The following is a 17,244-nucleotide window of genomic DNA, read 5'->3' on the forward strand; positions in this document are numbered from 1 at the left end:
ACGGGGCTGGGCCGGTGTTGGTGCAGCAACAGTCAAGCGGGCAATCGGTGCTGCTCCAGCAGCACCAGCCAAGCAACTTCTGCTGAATCCTGCGCAGGATGTTTTAAACCTCTGGCCCGCAACTTTTCACGCCTGCCAACCCCCTCTCTAAAACACTCAAACGAATTTAAATTAAGCCTTGTTTTTCAATGACTTGATCAAACTAACGCTTACCCATAAAACCCACTAAGCCTCTTGGCACGTTCTCTGCTCTAGCCCTCTTAGCGAAACTTTAAATGTGGGAGTTCAACATGCATAAGCTTAATCCGATCACCAAGAGTCTATGGCTGGCGCTGGCGCTTACCGGGGGCACATTCAGCCAGGGCCTGCTGGCCGCTGAAACCACAGGCACCGACACCACCGGGAACAGCAGCGAACCCGCCCTGAAGACCGTCACCGTCACCGCTCAGCACCGGGAGGAAACCCTGCAAGAGGTTCCGGTGGCGGTGTCCGCCGTACAGGGCACCAGCCTGGTGACCGACGGGGTGCGCAACATGGGCGACATCACCACCTTCATCCCCAATGCCTCGGCCAAGAACCCCGACGGCGACGGCCGCCCACGCTGGTACATCCGCGGCCTGGGCACCGGTGATACCGGGGCGGCCACGGTGTTCCCGGTGGGCATCTACGCCGATGACGTCTACCTCAACGCGCCGATCGCCGGCGGCGGGCCGCTGTTCGACCTGGAACGCATCGAGATCCTGCGCGGCCCCCAGGGCACCCTGTACGGCAAAAACACCACCGCCGGTGCGGTCAACGTGATATCCAAGAAGCCGACCTTCGACACCGACGGCTACGGCACCCTGGGCATCGGCAGCAAGAGCGAACGCATCCTCAATGGCGCCATCGGCGGCGCCCTGGTGGATGACCGGCTGGCGGCGCGGCTGTCGCTGTATTCGGAAGAACGCGACGGCTTCCAGAAGAACCTCACCGACGACCATACCTACGGCGACGTCGACAAGAAGGCCGTGCGCCTGCAGTTCCTGGCCAAGCTCAACCCGGACCTGGACGCCCTGCTGAAGATCCACGCCCGGGAATACAAGGGCGACGGCAGCAACGGCTCGCTGCCGGTGGGCCGTTACTACAACGTCGGCTACCAGCGGCCCGACGGACGCAACATCGCCCTCAACGTCAACGAGGATGCCAAGCTCGATCACGACGGTACGTCCCTGACCCTGAACTGGCGCCTGGGGGACTACACCCTGACCTCCATCAGCGCCTACGACTACATTCGCGGGCAGTCCACCAGCGACGCCGACTACACCCCCTACGAGGTCAACGGCGCGGCCATCAGCGACAACCGCTACAACCAGTACTCCCAGGAACTGCGCCTGGCCTCGCCGCAGCAGGAAACCCTGCGCTGGCTGGCGGGGGTGCACTACTTCCATGAGGACCTGGACAGCTCGGCCAAGCGCCTCATCACCCCGGGCCCCACGCCCAACGGCACCGGCTCCAACCAGACCGGCGGCGCCACCGACTTTCGCGACCTCAACTACCAGCACACCACCGACAGCTACGCGCTGTTCGGCAACCTGACCTACGACTTCACCGACAACTTCACCGTGACCGGCGGCCTGCGCTGGACCCAGGAAAAGAAAGACATCGACCTGGACCTGACCCAGCTCACCCGGGCCACGGCCAACGGCCCGCTGATCCCCCTGGGCGCCGCCGGCAGCAACGGCAGCCGCGACGAGAGCAAGACCTGGGAAGCCTGGACCTACGATCTGACCCCGGAATACCGGATCAACGACAACGTCCGGGTGTTCTTGCGCTACGCCCACGGTTTCCGTTCCGGGGGCTTCAATACCGGGCTGTCCACCAGCCTGGCGCAATTGACCACGGTGGACCCGGAGAAACTCGACGCCTACGAGATCGGCCTCAAGTCGGAATGGTTCAACCATCGCCTGACCGCCAACGCCAACGTCTTCTACTACGACTACTCGGACATCCAGGTGAACCTGCTGACGGTCAACAACGGCGTGCTCACCACGGCCCTGACCAATGGCGCCAAGGGCAAGGTCAAGGGCGCGGAACTGGAGCTCGAAGGCCAGCCCACCGACTATCTGCACCTGCGGGCGGCGATCTCGTTCCTGGATACCGAGTACACCGACTTCAAGAACACCAACCCCAACACCGGCGCGGTCACCGGCGACTACAGCGGCAACAGTTTCGTGCGCTCGCCGCGCAACGTGGTGTCCCTGGGGGCCGACTACACCATTCCCCTGGAGATTGGCGGCAAGCTGGTGGCCGGCGGCGACGTGAGTTTCCGCGACAAGGAATACTTCCTCGCCGACCGCCAGAGCAGCGCCGACAAGACCCTGAGCCAGCCCCACTACACCCTGGCCAACACCCGCCTGACCTGGTTCAGCCCGGATGAAAAGCTCAGCGTCACCGGCTTCGTCAACAACCTCACCGACCGCCGCTACCAGGTCCATGGCCGGCCCAACGGCACCCTGGGGCAATACGTCATCACCTACGGCGACCCGCGCACCGTGGGCCTGAGCGTCACCAGCCGCTTCTGACGCCCGCGGCAGGCCACCCGAACCCTGATTTCCGGGCCGCCGGTATCGCCCACCACCGCACCCACCCTGTAGGAGCCGGCTTGCCGGCGAAGAGGCCCGCAAGCCTTGCGCCGTCCATGACGACGCCTTCGCTGGCAAGCCAGCGCCTACAGGGGCGGTTGGGGTCATTCATTTCACAAGGAATCCAAAGATGTTCCATCGCAATCCGTTGGCCGGCGCCGTGGCGCTGGTCGTCGGCAGCCTTGCCGTGCCCGCGTTCGCTGCCCAGACCTCAAGCAATGCCCCCGGCGCCAGCGCCGATCACCTGGACACCGTAGTGGTGCTGGGCACCCGCCGCAGTGACGTCACAGCTCTGGAAAGCGCCGCGCCGGTGGACGTGCTGTCCGCCCAGCAGTTGCAGCAGACCGGGGCCAGCGACCTGTCCGGCGCCCTCACCGCCCTCTCGCCTTCGTTCAGCTACCCGCAGTCGCCCCAGGGCGCCTTCGCCGGCTCCATCGCCCAGGGTGCTTCCCTGCGCGGCCTGGCGTCGGACCAGGTGCTGGTGCTGGTCAATGGCAAGCGCCGCCACACCAGCGCCAACGTCACCCGCCAGAGCCTGGTCAACGGCCGCGGCGCCGCCGCGGTGGACCTGAGCCTCATCCCCCTGAGCGCCATCGAGCGAGTGGAGATCCTGCGCGACGGCGCGGCCGCCCAGTACGGCTCCGACGCCATCGCCGGGGTGATCAATATCGTGCTCAAGGAAAAGGACGACGGCGGCAACCTCGGCTACCGTTTCGGCGGCTACGACAAGGGCGACGGCCTGCAGCGCAAGCTCAGCGGCTGGAAGGGCTTGAGCCTGCCCAACGACGGCTTTTTGACCCTGAGCTTCGATGCCGGCAGCCAGGACCCGGCCAGTGACACCAACCCCGACAACCGGATCTTCTACCCCGGCTCCACCAGCACCAACACCCCCGGGAACAGAACAACCGCTACCGCACCTGGCGCTGGGGCTCGGGCAATGTCTCGGACCAGTACAACTTCGCCGCCAACAGCGAGTTCGGCCTGGGCGAGGGGCTGACCGCCTACGGTTTTGCCACCTACTCCCACAAGAACACCGACGCCGAAGGCTTTTTCGACCCGCCCACCACCTTGCGCAACAACTACGGCAGCGACGCCCTGCAACGCTACCCCGACGGCCGCCTGCCGATCACCCGTTACTCGCTGGAGGACTATGCCCTGACCGGTGGCCTACGCTACGAGGACGAGCGCCTGGGCAAGTTCGACCTGGCGCTGAACCGTGGCGACAACAGCCTGAAATCCGCCGACCGCAACGCCATCAACCCCAGCTGGGGCGAGGCCAGCCCGGCGAAGATCTACACCGGCAAGCGCGAGGCCGACCAGACCAACCTGACCCTGGACTGGGTTCGGGACTTCCCCACCGACCTTCTGTTCAAGCCCCTGACCCTGTCGGCGGGCCTGGCCTGGCGCCAGGAGAACTACGAACTGAGCGCCGGCGAAGCGGCGGGCTGGCAGAACGGGCCGCTGTTCAATACCGTGGACCCGGTCACCGGGCGGCGCATTCCCGGCTACTACTCAGGAATCACCCAGGTCGACGCCGCCACTCTGGAGCGCAAGGTCTGGGGCGCCTACATCGACGTCGAAGGCCAGGTCACCGAGAAATTCCAGGCCGGGGTGGCGGTGCGCACCGAGCACTACTCGGATTTTGGCGACACCACCAACGGCAAGCTGTCGCTGCGTTACGACTTCACCCCGCAGCTCGCCGCCCGGGCCACCGCCAGCACCGGCTACCGGGCGCCGTCCCTGGTGCAGAGCGGGCTGTCCTCGTTCAGCGTGCAGGTGGTGGAGCAACCGCCGGGCAGCGGCAACTACGTCGAGGTGCAGCAACGCACCCTGCGCGCCGACAGCCCGGAAGCCAAGCTGCTGGGGGGCAAGGCGCTGAAGCCCGAGGAGTCCACCAACTACTCCCTGGGCCTGGTCTGGCGGCCGCTGGCCAACGCCTCGGTGACCCTGGATGCGTACCGGATCAACATCGACAACCGCATCACCCTGTCCGACCAGTTGCCGGCCTCGGTGGTCACGCCGATCTTTGCCGGCACCCCTTACGCCAACATCCAGAGCGCGGCGTTCTACACCAACGTCGCCGACACCCGCACCGATGGCGTCGAGCTGACCGGCAACTACCAGCTGGACCTGCAGCAATGGGGGCGCCTGAACCTGTCCAGCGGCTACAGCCAGAACAACACCCGGATCACCGCCCTGCGGGACGTGGGCAACATCGCCGGCTCGCAGATCGTCGGCCGCACCACCCAGGGCCTGATCGAGGACGGCACCCCGAAGAACAAGCTGACCCTGAGCGCCAACTGGCTGTACGACAGCTGGGGCCTGACCCTGGCGCAGCGCCGGTACGGGCAATGGAAGAGCCTCAACGCCAGCAACCCGACCCTGGACCAGACCTTCAGCGCGCAATGGGTCACTGACCTGGACATCAGCTACCACTTCGACAAGGCGCTGAAGCTGTCGGTGGGGGCTATCAACCTGTTCGATACCCATCCGGACAAGGCATCCGGGGCGCAGTTGTATGGCGTGCCGAAATACTCCATCACCAGCCCCGAGGGGGCCCAGGGCGCGTTCTACTACACCAGCGTCAGTTACGACTTCTGAGGCCGGATTGCTGCCGGGGTGTTGCCCTGGCAGCAGTGGCTGCTGCCCAGGCATCAGTTTCGCTGGCACGCCAGCGCCCACAACCCACCCACACGCCGCTCCTCCCGTAGGAGCCGGCTTGCCGGCGAACAGGCCCGCAAGCCCTGCATCGCCCCGACCGACGCCTTCGCTGGCAAGCCAGCTCCTACAGCCGCCAGATGCATCCCGCAGGCCCGCCCGCCCCGTAGGAGCCGGCTTGCCGGCGAACAGGCCCGTAAGCCTTGCACCGCCCCGGCCGACGCTTTCGCTGGCAAGCCAGCTCCTACGAGCGCGCGATGGCACAGGTCTTGCGATAGGCATCGGGTACTTCGCCGATATAAGAACCGCCATGGCTCATTCCTTGCGCTGCACGCTCACCTCCCTGACCTGGCTGGTCTCGCCCCTGGCCCTGTTGCTGCTCTGGACCCTGGTGGCCCAGGCCGGGATCTTCCCGCGCAACCTGCTGGTACCGCCGGCCCAGGTGCTGCACACCTTCGAAACCCTGCTGGCCAGCGGCGAGTTGCTGGAGCATTTGCACAACAGCCTGTCGCGCCTGGGCCTGGGCTTTGCCCTGGGGGCCCTTGGCGGCCTGGTGTTCGGGGTGCTGATGGCCCTGTCCAAGACCGTCGAGGCGTACTGCGCGCCGCTGTTCCATACCCTGCGGCAGATCCCCAGCATCGCCCTGATCCCGATGTTCGTGCTGCTGTTGGGCATCGATGAAACCTTCAAGATCGTCATCGTCGCCAAGACTGCGTTCTTCCCCGTGGCCCTGGCCGCCAGCGAGGGGGTCAAGGCCATTCCCCGCAGTTACTTCGAGGTGGCCGACGTCTACCGCCTGCGCTGGCCGACCCTGGTGCGCCAGATCGCCCTGCCCGCCGCGGCACCACCGATCATCACCGGCCTGCGCATCGGCCTGACCCGCTGCTGGGTGGTGCTGGTGGCCACCGAGCTGCTGGCCGCCGACAGCGGCCTGGGGCAGATGATCGAGATGGCCCGGCAGATGCTGCGCATCGATGTGGTGATGGTGGGGATAGTGGTCACCGGCGTGATCGGCTTTGTCCTGGACTTCTCCTTCCGCCGCCTGGAACAGCGCGTGCTGCGCTGGCAAACCCGCTAGGAGCCCTGCATGACGACTCTACTGGCCAAGTTTCGCGGCCTGCTGCTGCCCCTGCTGCTGATCGGCGGCTGGGAATACCTGTCCCGCCAGGACGCCGCCGGGGCCTACGCCTTCGTGCCGCTCTCCACCATCGCCAGCGCCTTGCTGGAGCTGCTGGGCAACGGCGAGTTGCCGGTCAACCTGCTGGCCAGCCTGGGCCGGGCCAGCGGCGGCCTGCTGCTGGGCACCCTGGCCGGGGTCATGCTGGGAGCCCTGATGGCCCTCTCGACCCTGGCCAACCGCCTGATCGGCCCGCTGTTCCATTCGATCCGCCAGGTGCCGATGCTCGGCTGGATTCCGCTGATTGCCATGTGGTTCGGCAACGGTGAGTTTTCCAAGATGCTGATCGTCAGCCTCGCGGCCTTCTACCCCATGGTGCTCAACACCTACCAGGGCTTTTGCCAGGTGGAACGGCGCTACCGCGAGGTCGGCCAGGTGCTGGTGCTAAACCCGGCGCAGCGGCTGCGGCACATCCTGCTGCCGGCGGCCCTGCCGAGCATTGCCACCGGCCTGTTGCAGGCCCTGGCCTTTGCCTGGGTGACAGCGGTGGGCAGCGAGCTGTTCCTGTCCTCCGGGGCCGGCCTGGGCAACCTGATGATGAACGCCGAAGCCGGCTCACGCATGGAAGTGATAGTGCTCTGCGTGCTGTGCATCGGCCTGTGCGGCTACCTGATGACATTGCTGCTGACCCTTCTGAGCCGCCGCCTGCTGCGCTGGCGCCCTACCCGTTAAGGCCTCCCCATGAATGCGATCGCCCAACACGCCCCGCTCCCCACTCATCTCCACGCCCGGACCGGGGCGTTACAGATCCGCGGCCTGAACAAGAGCTACCGGATCCAGGGCCAGGCCCTGCCGGTGCTGCAAGGCATCGACCTGGACGTCCAGCCCGGGGAGTTCGTCAGCATTGTCGGTGCCAGCGGCTGCGGCAAATCCACCCTGCTGCGGCTGATCGTCGGCCTGGAGGGTGACTATCAGGGGCAGATGCTGCTGGACGGCAAGCCAGTGACCGGCACCAGCCTGGAACGGGGCATCGTGTTCCAGGACCATCGGCTGTTTCCCTGGATGACCCTGGCCCAGAACATCGCCCTGGCACTGAAGAACCACCCCTTGTCCGAAGCCGAGAAACAGCGCCGGGTGGCCGAGCATATCGCCCTGGTCAACCTGCAAGGCTTCGAGCAGGCCTACCCCCATCAGCTCTCCGGCGGCATGGCCCAGCGCGGCGCCATTGCCCGGGCGCTGATCAACCAGCCCAAGGTGCTGTTGCTGGACGAACCCCTGGGGGCGCTGGATGCCCTGACCCGGGTGCGCCTGCAGCACGAACTGCAACGTATCTGGGTGCAGCAGCGCTGCACGGTGATCATGGTCACCCATGACATTGAAGAAGCCCTGTACCTGGGGGACCGGGTAATCGTGATGGACGCGCATCCGGGGCGGATCAAGCATGAGATCCGCGTCGACCTGCCCCATCCCCGGGACCGATCTTCACCCGTGTTGCAAGGCTACAAAGAGCAGTTGCTGGAGGAACTGGTGGGGCATTGATCGTCCAGGCACCCCGGCGCTGCGCCGGCTCCTACGCAGGTAGCGCCGCGATTACGCTGGGCCGTAGGAGCTGGCTTGCCAGCGAAGGCGCCCGCTGGGGCGATGCAAGGCTTGAGGGCCCATTCGCCGGCAAGCCGGCTCCTACGCAGGTAGCACCGCGATTACGCTGGGCCGTAGGAGCTGGCTTGCCAGCGAAGGCGTCCGCTGGAGCGGTGCAAGGCTTGAGGGCCCATTCGCCGGCAAGCCGGCTCCTACGGGGGCGCCACCGGTGTCGCGCCGGGCCCACCGGCGGGCCTCAGGCGTGGGACCAGCGGCGATGCAGGCCACGGGCCAGGGCGTCGAGGGCAAAACCCAGCACGCCGATCAGCAGCACCATGGCCATCAGTTCCGAATAGGCCAGGCGGTCCCGGGTGTCGAGGATGAAGTAGCCCAGGCCGGCGCTGACCCCGAGCATTTCGCAGGGCACCAGGACGATCCACAAGATGCCGATGGACAGCCGTACCCCGGTCAGCACATGCCCCAGCACCCCGGGCAGGATCACCTTGCGCAGGGTCTCCCAGCGAGTGGCGCTGAGGCTGCGGCTCAGTTGCAGCCAGCGCGGGTCCAGCTGGCGCACGCCGGCCGCGGTGTTGAGCAGGATCGGCCACAGCGCGGCGAACGCCAGGAGGAAGTAGATCGGCTGGTCCCCTACCCCCATCAGCATCACCACCACCGGCATCCAGGACAGCGGCGAGATCATCCGCAGAAACTGGAACGCCGGGGTGGTGGCTGCCTCCAGGTGCCGGTAGCTGCCCACCAGCAGGCCCAGGGGCACGCCGATCAGCAAGGCCAGGAGCAAACCCACCAGGATCCGCTTGAGGCTCACCAGCACATGCCCGTACAGCTCGCCACGCCCCAGCAGTTCCAGCAGGCTGGCGAAGGTCGCCTCGGGGGAGAAACGCGCAGCCAGGCCGTTGCCATCGCCCAGCAGGTGCACCCCCAGCCACCAGCCCAGCAGCAGGCTCGACAGCCCGGCAAGCCCCAGGAGCCAATGGCTCAGGGAAGAAGGTTGCTTGCCCATCAAAGACCGAACTCCTCGCTGCGCTCGAAGCTGTCCGCCAGGCCGAAGGCCTTCAGCCCGCCCACCGAGGCGATGGCGTTGCGCACGAAGCGATCGTCCACCAGGTCCTTGGCGGTGTGTGCCGGGTCAAGGCCGGCCAGAAAGCCCTTGTCGCCCTCGATCAGGGTGTCCTTGAGACGCTTGACCAACTCTTCGGTGTAGCTGGGGAACGGATACGGCTGGAAGTCGATGCGCTGCTCGTCCCAGTGGCTGTGCTGGATCGCGCCGCTGGCCAGGTAGGCCTCGCGGTCGGCCGCCGCCGGCGCCAGCACCCGGTTGAGTACCTGGGGCGCATGGGGCGTGTAGCGGTTGGCGCCATCCTTGGACAGCAGTTGCGCGGCCTCGGCGCGGTGGTCGCGGGTCCACAGCTGGGCCTTGACGATGGCGTTGACCACCTTCTGCGACCATTCGGGACGGTTGTCCAGGTCATGCTCGTGCATGAACACCACGCAGCAGGCGTGGTTGCGCCACACATCCCCGGTAAAGCGCTGCACCCGGCCCACCTTGAGTTCCTCGGCCAGGGCATTGAACGGCTCGGCGACGATGTAGCCGGCAATCCGCTTGCTGGCCAGGGCTGGCGGCATGTCCGAAGGCGGCAGCACCACCAGGTTGACCTCGTTGGCCCCCAGGGCACTGCCGGCGGCCTTGCTCACCGGCACCAGGCCGTTGTCGCGAAACAGTTGCTGCACCACCACGTTATGGATCGAATACCAGAACGGGATCGCCACCGACTGCCCCGCCAGTTGCTTGACCTCGGTAATGCCCGGGGCCACGGTCAGGCCGGAACCGCCGACGTGGTTCCAGGCCACCACCTTGGCCGGCACCCGGCTGCCGTAGCGGGCCCAGACGGTCATCGGCGACAGCAGGTGAATCACGTTGACCTGCCCGGAAATGAACGCCTCGATCACCTGGGCCCAACTGCGCAGCAGCACCGGGCGCTCGGCCTTGATGCCCTCGGCCTCGAACAGGCCGTTGTTGTGGGCCACCAGCAAGGGCGTGGCGTCGGTGATCGGCAGGTAGCCGATGCGCACCGGCGCGTCCGGTTCCTGGGCGGCGCGGGCCTGCAGGCTGTTGAGCAGCGGCAAGGCGCCGCCGGCAGTCAGCAGCGCACTGAGCTTGAGAAAGTCACGACGGGTATGAGTGAAGTCGTCCAGGCACATGGTCAATCTCCGACGGTGCAGGCAAAGGGGAAGTGTGGGGGTTGCGGCTCGCCCGCCGAAGGGTCTTGAGAATCTCGATGCGCAGCGCGCCCAGTTCCTCGATCCGCTCGGCGCGCGGCGCCGGCAGCTCGATGTGCCACTGGCCGAGGGTGCGCGCCGGGCTGTTACCCAGTAGCAGCACCCGATCGGACAGCAGCAGGGCTTCGTCGATGTCGTGGGTGATCAGCAGCGCCGCGGTGCGATGCTGGCCGATCACCTTGAGCAGCAGTTGCTGCATGTCGGCGCGGGTCACCTCGTCCAGCGCGCCGAAGGGTTCATCCAGCAGCAGCACCTGGGGCTGGCGCGCCAGGCAGCGGGCCAGTGCGGTGCGCTGGGCCATGCCGCCGGACAGTTGGGCCGGATAGCGCTGGCGGGCGTGTTCCAGGCCCACTGCGGCAATCGCCTGGTCGATGCGCTCCTTGCGCTGGCGCGGGCTCAGGTGCGGCTGGCGGGCAAAATCCAGGCCGAAGGCGACGTTGTGCTCCAGGTTCAGCCAGGGCAGCAGGCTGGGGTCCTGGAATGCCACCGCGACCCGCGGATGAGGGCCGTCGAGGGGCTCGCCCAACAGGCTGACCTGCCCGGCGTGGGGCTTCTGCAGGCCGGCCAGGACCCGCAGCAGGCTGGATTTGCCGACCCCGCTGGGGCCGAGAATGGACACCACCTCGCCGGCCTGCAGGTGCAGGTCGAAATCCTCCAGCACCGTGTGCCAGCCTTGCGCCGCGGGGTAGCCGAGGCTGATCGCCTGTGCGTTCAACAGGCCGCTCATGCTGCCGCATTCCGCGCCTGGCGTTGCAGTTCGGCGCGCAGTTGCACCAGGCTCGGGGTGACGATGGGCACGAAGGCCGACTCGCGCCAGCGCCGGGCAAAGCCGCTGCCGAACTCGCTGAGGTAGGCCTTGCCGCCGCTGGCCTGCAGCTCCATTTGCACGGCGTTGGCGGTGGCTTCCGCCAGGGCGATGCGCACCCGGAACAGCGCCCCGGGCTGGCTCAGGAAGCGCCCGTCGAGCAGGCCGCTCTTGAGTTCGCCGACGGTCTGCTCCAGGTGCTGGCGTTGTTCCAGCAAGGGTTCGTGGAGGATCGAACGGGCGCCCTCGACGTGCTTTTCCACCTCGCTCAGGGCCCGGCGCGCCAGGCCGATGGCCAGGGCACATTGCAGGCCGAGAAAGGCCGGGCGCACCGCCGGCAGGAACACTCGGGCATCCTCGTGCAGCAGCCAGTCACGGGCCACCGCCACCTGGTTCAGTTCCAGGGCAGCGGTGTTGCTCGATTGCAGGGCCATCAGTTGCAGGTCATCGGAGCGCTGCAACCCGGGCAAGGCATCCGGGATCGCCAGGATGAACGGCGCGCCGCCCTCCTCGCGCTCGATGGCCGCCGCCACCACGAACCCGCTCTTGCGCAGGTTGGTGACCCAGTGCAAACGACCGTTGAGGCTCCAGCCCTGCTCCTGTTCCCGGGCCCGGACCTGCAAGGCCTCGATCCCCGAGAGAAACTTCATGGCATTGGACAGCCCGGTGGCACCGGCCAGCTCGCCGCTGAGCAACGAGGGCAGCAGGCGCTGGCGCAAACCGGCATTGGGGCTGTGCAGCAGGTATTCGATAAAGGCTCGCTGGCCCCAGCAGACAAAGGCCGCCGCCAGGGAATGGCTGGCCACGCTGGCCATGACTTCCAGAGCATCGGTCAGATCGCCGCCGCTGCCGCCCTGAGCCGGGTCGATACCGACCCGCAGTACCTCGGCGCCCGCCAGCCGGGCGAGGACCTGCTGCGGGTCGCACTGGCCCTGGTCGAGTGCCTGGGCCTGGGCATCCAGCCATTCACTCAATTGCGCATCGAGCATGTGGTTTTCTCCTTGAAAGGGGGCGCCGCGCAACCGCCGGCGCCCTGGCTCATTGACCTTGCACTGACCAGCGATACTTGGCCAGCTCGGGGTTCAGTTCAGTGCCGGCGAACACGTTGGCGAAGTTGCACAGGGTGGCCAGGCTGACGCCCAGGATCACTTCCAGGGCATTGCCTTCGCTGTATCCTGCCGCCTTGAACTGGGCATAGCCGGCGTCGCTGACCTTGCCCCGGGTGGCGATCACTTCCCGGGCAAATGCCGCCAGGGCTTCCAGCCGGGCTTCGGGCAAGGTGCTCTGCTCGCGCAGGGCGCTGACCACCGGGTCCGCAAGTTTGGCCTTGTTCAGGGCCACCGAGGTATGACCTGCGACACAGAAATCGCAGCCATGGGTGGTGGCGGCCACCAATTGCACCACTTCACGCTCCGCCAGGCTCAACTGGGCCTTGCCGTTGAGGGCGGACACCGTGACGTAGGTTTCCAGGGCCGCCGGGGCATTGGCCAGGATGCCCAGCAGATTGGGGATAAAGCCCGAGTTCTTCAGCGCGTTCTCAAGAAAGGGCCGAGCGGCTTCTGGAGCCGTGTGCAAGGTGTGTAGAGTGACGCGGGACATGGAGTGGACTCCTGCTGTGTAGGTGTGCGTCAAGTCTGTTGGTTATAAGAATTCCGATCCATATTCTAAAGTAGCGATTACTTGCTTCTGAGTGTTTCCCTTAGATGATTTCGTCAAGCCCACTGGTTGATTGGTTATTAGAAGGCCTGGAACTCGATGCCAGCCTGTTTCACGTCGGACGCTACTGCGGAGGCTGGCACGCCAGCACCCAGGGCCTGGCCCGGGCCAGCTTCCACCTGATCGTCCAGGGCCATTGCTGGCTGCATATCGACGGCGCGCCCCAGGCCCTGCGCCTGGATGCCGGGGACGCGGTATTCCTGCTGCAGGACCTGGGCTACCGGCTGTCCAGTGCCCAGCAGGCTGAAGCGGCGCAGCAACTGCCGCGCACGCCCATGGTGCCCCTGGAGCCGGGAGCCCAGGACGGTGTGGGGCTGGTCTGCGGCTTTTTCCATTTCAAGCCCGGGCTGTCCTCGCTGATCATCGACAGCCTGCCGGGCTGGCTCATCCTGAGGGCCGGCGACCCGTCCCTGAGCGCCGCCCGGGCGCTGTTCCAGCTGATTCTCGAAGAATGCCAGCGCACCCCGGCGCCCTCCTCGGCGCTGCTGGAACGCCTGAGCCATCTGCTGTTTTTGTATGTGCTGCGCCAACAGGTCAACGCCAACCAGGACCTCGGCGGCCTGGTGGCCCTGGCCCGCCACCCGGGGTTTGCACCGCTGCTGGAGCAGTTGATCCAGCGCCCCGGCGAAGCCTGGCCCCTGGAAAGCATGGCGGCCCTGACCGGGCTTTCGCGCTCGGCGTTCTTCAAGCGGTTCAATGAACTGGCCGGGCAATCCCCGGGGCAGGTACTGCTGGCCCTGCGCATGCGCCACGCCTGCCAGTTGCTCAAGGCCAACCAGACAGTGGAGCAAGTGGGCGCCGCCGTGGGCTATCAGTCGATCGCCGCCTTCACCCGGGCCTTCACCAAGGCCGTGGGCCTGCAGCCCGGGGCCTATCGCAAGCAGCACGAAGGGCGCTGAAACGCGCCCCGAATGTACTCAGCGGCGATGGGCCAGGGCCCGCACCAGGCGGTCGCCGCAGCTCTGTACCCCCTGTACCAGCAGCACCAGGACCAGCACCGTGGCCACCATGATCTGGTTGTTGAACCGCTGATAGCCGTAGCGAATCGCCAGGTCCCCCAGGCCGCCACCGCCGATGACGCCGGCCATGGAGGAAAAACCGATCAGCATCACCAGGGTCAGGGTCAGCCCTGCCAGCAGGGCCGGCAAGGCTTCCGGCAGCAGCGCCTTGAAGATCACATGGCCGATGTGCCCGCCCATGGCCAGGATCGCCTCGACCCGACCGCGGTCCACTTCATCCAGGGCGTTCTCGACGATCCGCGCAAAAAACGGAAAGGCGCCGATGGTGATGGGCACCACCGCGGCAGTGCTGCCCAGGGTGGTACCCACCACCAGCCGGGTCAGGGGGATCAGCGCAATCAGCAGCACCACGAAGGGCAGCGAGCGCCCCAGATTGACCAGCCCGCCCAACAGCCGGTTGAGCCTTGGCATGGGGTACAGGCCGCCCTTGCGGCTGATGAACAGCAGCACCCCCAGGGGCAGGCCGATCAACAGGGTGAACAGCGAGGCCAGCAGCACCATGTACAGGGTTTCACCCGTGGCAGTCAGCAGCAGCTGCGCCAGTTCCTGCCAATCGAGGCTGCGGTTCACAGGCGTTCACTCCGAATTCCTCGCTGGGCCAGGGCCGTCAGCAGTTGTTGGAATTTGCCGGCGTCGGCGGGGGCGGCGGCGATGCGCAGGCGCCCTACCCGCCGGCCGCCTACCGCTTCGACACCACCGGCCAGGACCTTGAGCTCCAGCGCCTGCTGGCGGCTCAGTTGCTCCAGCAGCGGCGCCGCGCGCTGGTTGTCGAAAAAGGTCAGTTCGGCCTGGGGCTGGCTGCCGTTGAACGGCAGGTTGTAGCCCGGCAACAGCGCCCGGCCCAGGGCCGACTGCGGGTTGCCCAGCAGCTCGGCCACCGCCCCGCTCTCCATCAGCCGGCCACCCGCCAGGGACGCGGCGTGGCTGCAAATGGCCTTGACCACTTCCAGCTCGTGGGTGATCAGCACAATGGTCAGCCCCAGCTCGCGGTTGATCTGCGCCAGCAATTGCAGGATCGACGCCGTGGTTTCCGGGTCCAGGGCGCTGGTGGCCTCATCCGACAGCAGGTAACGCGGCCCGGCGGCCAGGGCCCGGGCGATGCCCACCCGCTGCTTCTGGCCACCGGACAGTTGCGAAGGATAGGCCTGGGCCTTGTCGCCAAGACCCACCAGTTCCAGCAGTTCCAGAACCCGCGCGCGGCGCTGGCTTTTGCCCAGGCCGGCAATTTCCAGAGGCACCGCGACGTTGTCCTCAACCGTGCGCGAATGCAGCAGGTTGAAGCCCTGGAAGATCATGCCGATGCCCTGGCGCTGCCGGCGCAGCTCGCTCGCGGACAAGGCGCCAAGGTCCTGGCCGTCCATCAGGATGCGCCCGCTGCTGGGCCGCTCCAGCAGGTTCAGGCAGCGCAACAGGGTCGACTTGCCGGCGCCGCTGCGCCCGAGAATGCCGTACACCGCCCTGTCGGGAACCGTCAGCGAAACCCGATCCAGTGCCGCGGGCTGGCCTTCGCCGTAGACCTTGCAAAGCTGCTGGACCTCGATCATGGCTGGCGGTCCGTGACGGGAATCACCGAGCCCGAGTAGGTGCGGGTAATGAACGCCGCTACTTCCGGCGAGTTGAGGTCCTTGGCCAACTGACGGATGCGCGGGTCATCCTGCAGCTTGGGGGTGGTCACCAGGATGTTGGCGTAGGGATTGTGCTCGGCCTTTTCCAGGCCCAGGGCATCCTTGGCCGGCACCAGCCCGGCCTCCAGGGCGTAGTTGCCATTGATCACCGCCAGGTCCACGTCGTCCAGGGCCCGGGGGATCTGCGGCGATTCGATCTCCAGGATCTTCAGCTGTTTCGGGTTGTCGGCGATGTCCCTGGGGGTCGCCTGATCCCGGGCCGGGTCGGTGAAACCGGGCTTGAGGCGGATCAACTGGTAGCTCTGCAACAGGTACAGCGCGCGGCTGAGGTTGGTGACATTGTTGGGCACCGCGACGCTGGCGCCCTGGGGCAACTGCTCGAAGCGCTGGTGACGCTTGGAATAGATCCCCAGGGGCTCGATGTGCACGCTGGCAGCCACGGCGAAGGGCTGGCCCAGGGCCTGTTCCTGAGACTTGAGGTACGGCAGGTGCTGGAAGTAGTTGGCGTCCACATCGCCGTGGGCCAGCAGTTCGTTGGAGTTCACGCCATTGGGAATCTCGATGATCTTGAGCTGCAATTGCGGGTCGAGTTTTTGTACGTAGGCGAGGATCTCGGCATGGGGCACCGGGTCGGCGGCTACCCGCAACGGCTGCGCCGCAGTGGTCGGCAGGGCCGCCCCCAGGCTGGCCAGCAACGCCAGGGTCAAGACGGTGTTCTTCAGCATGGCAGTGTCCTTGAGCAGCGGATGAAGGTCAGGCACTCAGTGCCTGGGGCACCAGGGCATCGGGGTAGAAACGCCGGGCCACGTCCGGATGCGAACGCAGGCGGCCCTTGAGGTAGTTCCAGCCCACTTCGCGAAACAGCGGGTTGTCGGGGTCGCTGGCCGGGCCCCGGGCTTCACGCAACAAGGCTTCGGGCAAGGGATACAGCGGCACCCGGGCATCGAGTTGGGCACCGAGGAAAAACGCGATGGACAGCCGCTGGCGATCCGCGGGCGGCGACTGCACCCGGTGCACGGTGGCGCGCAGATAGCCGTGGGTGGCCAGTTCCAGCAGCTCACCGATGTTCACCACCAGGGTGTTGTCCCGGGGCGGCGCGTCGATCCAGCGGCCCTCCTCTACTTCCACCTGCAGGCCGGCCTGCTGGTCCTGCAGCAGAAAGCTGAGGAACCCGGAATCCTTGTGGGCTCCCACGCCCTGGTTGCTCTGCCCCGGCGCGCGGCCAGGGTAGCGGATCAGCTTGATGTGCTCGTTGGGCCGTTCGCCGTACAGCCCATCGAAGGCCTGTTCCGGCAGTGACAATGCCTGGGCAAAGCCGCGCAACAGGCGCAGGGACATGGCGGTCATTGCCTGCTGCCACTCCAGCAGCACGGGCTTGAACGCCGGCAGTTGCGCCGGCCATTGGTTGGGGCCCTGCAAGCGGTTCCAGGGCGGGCTGTGGGGATCCAGGGGCAAGGCCTGGCGCTCGGCTCCCAGGTCGAACTGTTCCCGCAGGTCCGGCTGGCCCCGGGTGATCTCCGAAGCCGCCTGGTTATAGCCGCGAAAGTGCGGCGAGTGGATCATGCCCACGGCCGCCTTGTCGGCCTCGGGCAAGGCAAAGAACGCCCGCGCCTGGTCCTGCACCCGGCGCAGCAGGCCGCTGTCGACTCCGTGCCCGGTCAGGTAGAAGAAACCCACGTCCCGCGCCGCCTGGCGCAAGCCGTCGAGAAAGATCCGACGCTGCTCCGGGTGGCCCTGCAATTGGCTCAGGTCCAGGCCCGGCAGCGCGGTGATATCCAGCGAGTGCGGCATGCTTCACTCCCCTGTG

At 66.7% G+C, this 17,244-nt stretch carries 14 protein-coding genes and 1 pseudogene; 6 read left to right on the plus strand and 9 right to left on the minus strand.

Annotation, left to right across the window (positions count from 1 at the left end; all coding sequences use genetic code 11):
* Nucleotides 1–290 precede the first annotated feature (290 nt).
* The 5 genes and pseudogenes from KI242_RS16645 to KI242_RS16665 all read left to right on the plus strand — a co-directional run bounded on the left by KI242_RS16645 (nt 291) and on the right by KI242_RS16665 (nt 7,935).
* Nucleotides 291–2,561, plus strand: coding sequence for a TonB-dependent receptor (locus KI242_RS16645; RefSeq protein WP_077935022.1), 2,271 nt, complete (start codon nt 291–293; stop codon nt 2,559–2,561).
* A gap of 190 nt (nt 2,562–2,751) precedes the next feature.
* Nucleotides 2,752–5,222: pseudogene (locus tag KI242_RS16650) on the plus strand (TonB-dependent receptor).
* 367 nt (nt 5,223–5,589) lie between these two features.
* A complete protein-coding gene (locus KI242_RS16655; protein WP_011061464.1) occupies nt 5,590–6,357 on the plus strand; it encodes an ABC transporter permease in 768 nt (255 codons plus the stop codon).
* A 9-nt stretch (nt 6,358–6,366) separates the two neighbouring features.
* A complete protein-coding gene (locus tag KI242_RS16660; protein WP_015635737.1) occupies nt 6,367–7,128 on the plus strand; it encodes an ABC transporter permease in 762 nt (253 codons plus the stop codon).
* A 9-nt stretch (nt 7,129–7,137) separates the two neighbouring features.
* On the plus strand, nt 7,138–7,935 hold the full coding sequence (locus KI242_RS16665) for an ABC transporter ATP-binding protein (RefSeq protein WP_011061466.1): 798 nt from the start codon (nt 7,138–7,140) through the stop codon (nt 7,933–7,935).
* 295 nt (nt 7,936–8,230) lie between these two features.
* Here KI242_RS16665 and KI242_RS16670 read toward each other — a convergent pair whose 3' ends face one another.
* The 5 genes from KI242_RS16670 to KI242_RS16690 are packed head-to-tail and all read right to left on the minus strand — an operon-like array spanning nt 8,231 to nt 12,676.
* Entirely contained in the window at nt 8,231–8,995 is a 765-nt protein-coding gene (locus KI242_RS16670; RefSeq protein ID WP_210458686.1) for an ABC transporter permease, read from the minus strand.
* Nucleotides 8,995–10,194, minus strand: coding sequence for an ABC transporter substrate-binding protein (locus tag KI242_RS16675; RefSeq protein WP_011061468.1), 1,200 nt, complete (start codon nt 10,192–10,194; stop codon nt 8,995–8,997). The genes KI242_RS16670 and KI242_RS16675 overlap by 1 nt, the downstream gene beginning before the upstream one ends.
* On the minus strand, nt 10,160–10,999 hold the full coding sequence (locus KI242_RS16680) for an ABC transporter ATP-binding protein (RefSeq protein WP_011061469.1): 840 nt from the start codon (nt 10,997–10,999) through the stop codon (nt 10,160–10,162). The genes KI242_RS16675 and KI242_RS16680 overlap by 35 nt, the downstream gene beginning before the upstream one ends.
* Nucleotides 10,996–12,066 carry an acyl-CoA dehydrogenase family protein gene (locus KI242_RS16685; RefSeq protein ID WP_123430713.1) on the minus strand — a complete coding sequence of 357 codons (1,071 nt, stop codon included), beginning with the start codon at nt 12,064–12,066 and terminating at the stop codon, nt 10,996–10,998. The genes KI242_RS16680 and KI242_RS16685 overlap by 4 nt, the downstream gene beginning before the upstream one ends.
* A 49-nt stretch (nt 12,067–12,115) precedes the next feature.
* Nucleotides 12,116–12,676, minus strand: a complete 561-nt coding sequence (locus tag KI242_RS16690) for a carboxymuconolactone decarboxylase family protein (RefSeq protein ID WP_123430712.1) — start codon at nt 12,674–12,676, stop codon at nt 12,116–12,118.
* A 104-nt stretch (nt 12,677–12,780) separates the two neighbouring features.
* Between KI242_RS16690 and KI242_RS16695 the strand changes: the two genes are divergently transcribed.
* Nucleotides 12,781–13,692 (plus strand): AraC family transcriptional regulator, encoded by a 912-nt coding sequence (locus KI242_RS16695; RefSeq protein ID WP_011061472.1) that lies wholly within the window; start codon nt 12,781–12,783, stop codon nt 13,690–13,692.
* Nucleotides 13,693–13,710: 18 nt separating this feature from the next.
* Here the strand turns inward: KI242_RS16695 and KI242_RS16700 are convergent, their stop codons facing one another.
* The 4 genes from KI242_RS16700 to KI242_RS16715 are packed head-to-tail and all read right to left on the minus strand — an operon-like array spanning nt 13,711 to nt 17,228.
* A complete protein-coding gene (locus KI242_RS16700) occupies nt 13,711–14,382 on the minus strand; it encodes a methionine ABC transporter permease (protein WP_015635740.1) in 672 nt (223 codons plus the stop codon).
* Nucleotides 14,379–15,356 carry a methionine ABC transporter ATP-binding protein gene (locus KI242_RS16705; protein ID WP_011061473.1) on the minus strand — a complete coding sequence of 326 codons (978 nt, stop codon included), beginning with the start codon at nt 15,354–15,356 and terminating at the stop codon, nt 14,379–14,381. The genes KI242_RS16700 and KI242_RS16705 overlap by 4 nt, the downstream gene beginning before the upstream one ends.
* Nucleotides 15,353–16,162, minus strand: a complete 810-nt coding sequence (locus tag KI242_RS16710) for a MetQ/NlpA family ABC transporter substrate-binding protein (protein ID WP_011061474.1) — start codon at nt 16,160–16,162, stop codon at nt 15,353–15,355. Before KI242_RS16710 ends, KI242_RS16705 begins: the two co-directional genes overlap by 4 nt.
* Nucleotides 16,163–16,190: 28 nt before the next feature.
* On the minus strand, nt 16,191–17,228 hold the full coding sequence (locus tag KI242_RS16715; protein WP_212805354.1) for an isopenicillin N synthase family oxygenase: 1,038 nt from the start codon (nt 17,226–17,228) through the stop codon (nt 16,191–16,193).
* Nucleotides 17,229–17,244: the final 16 nt, after the last annotated feature.

This window comes from Pseudomonas sp. Eqa60, from assembly GCF_018326405.1.
Lineage (GTDB): Bacteria > Pseudomonadota > Gammaproteobacteria > Pseudomonadales > Pseudomonadaceae > Aquipseudomonas > Aquipseudomonas protegens.

Coding starts and splice junctions, on each gene's coding strand:
- KI242_RS16645 (WP_077935022.1), top strand. CDS start 291: ATGCATAAGCTTAATCCGATCACCAAGAGTCTATGGCTGGCGCTGGCG.
- KI242_RS16655 (WP_011061464.1), top strand. CDS start 5,590: ATGGCTCATTCCTTGCGCTGCACGCTCACCTCCCTGACCTGGCTGGTC.
- KI242_RS16660 (WP_015635737.1), top strand. CDS start 6,367: ATGACGACTCTACTGGCCAAGTTTCGCGGCCTGCTGCTGCCCCTGCTG.
- KI242_RS16665 (WP_011061466.1), top strand. CDS start 7,138: ATGAATGCGATCGCCCAACACGCCCCGCTCCCCACTCATCTCCACGCC.
- KI242_RS16670 (WP_210458686.1), bottom strand. CDS start 8,995: ATGGGCAAGCAACCTTCTTCCCTGAGCCATTGGCTCCTGGGGCTTGCC.
- KI242_RS16675 (WP_011061468.1), bottom strand. CDS start 10,194: ATGTGCCTGGACGACTTCACTCATACCCGTCGTGACTTTCTCAAGCTC.
- KI242_RS16680 (WP_011061469.1), bottom strand. CDS start 10,999: ATGAGCGGCCTGTTGAACGCACAGGCGATCAGCCTCGGCTACCCCGCG.
- KI242_RS16685 (WP_123430713.1), bottom strand. CDS start 12,066: ATGCTCGATGCGCAATTGAGTGAATGGCTGGATGCCCAGGCCCAGGCA.
- KI242_RS16690 (WP_123430712.1), bottom strand. CDS start 12,676: ATGTCCCGCGTCACTCTACACACCTTGCACACGGCTCCAGAAGCCGCT.
- KI242_RS16695 (WP_011061472.1), top strand. CDS start 12,781: ATGATTTCGTCAAGCCCACTGGTTGATTGGTTATTAGAAGGCCTGGAA.
- KI242_RS16705 (WP_011061473.1), bottom strand. CDS start 15,356: ATGATCGAGGTCCAGCAGCTTTGCAAGGTCTACGGCGAAGGCCAGCCC.
- KI242_RS16710 (WP_011061474.1), bottom strand. CDS start 16,162: ATGCTGAAGAACACCGTCTTGACCCTGGCGTTGCTGGCCAGCCTGGGG.
- KI242_RS16715 (WP_212805354.1), bottom strand. CDS start 17,228: ATGCCGCACTCGCTGGATATCACCGCGCTGCCGGGCCTGGACCTGAGC.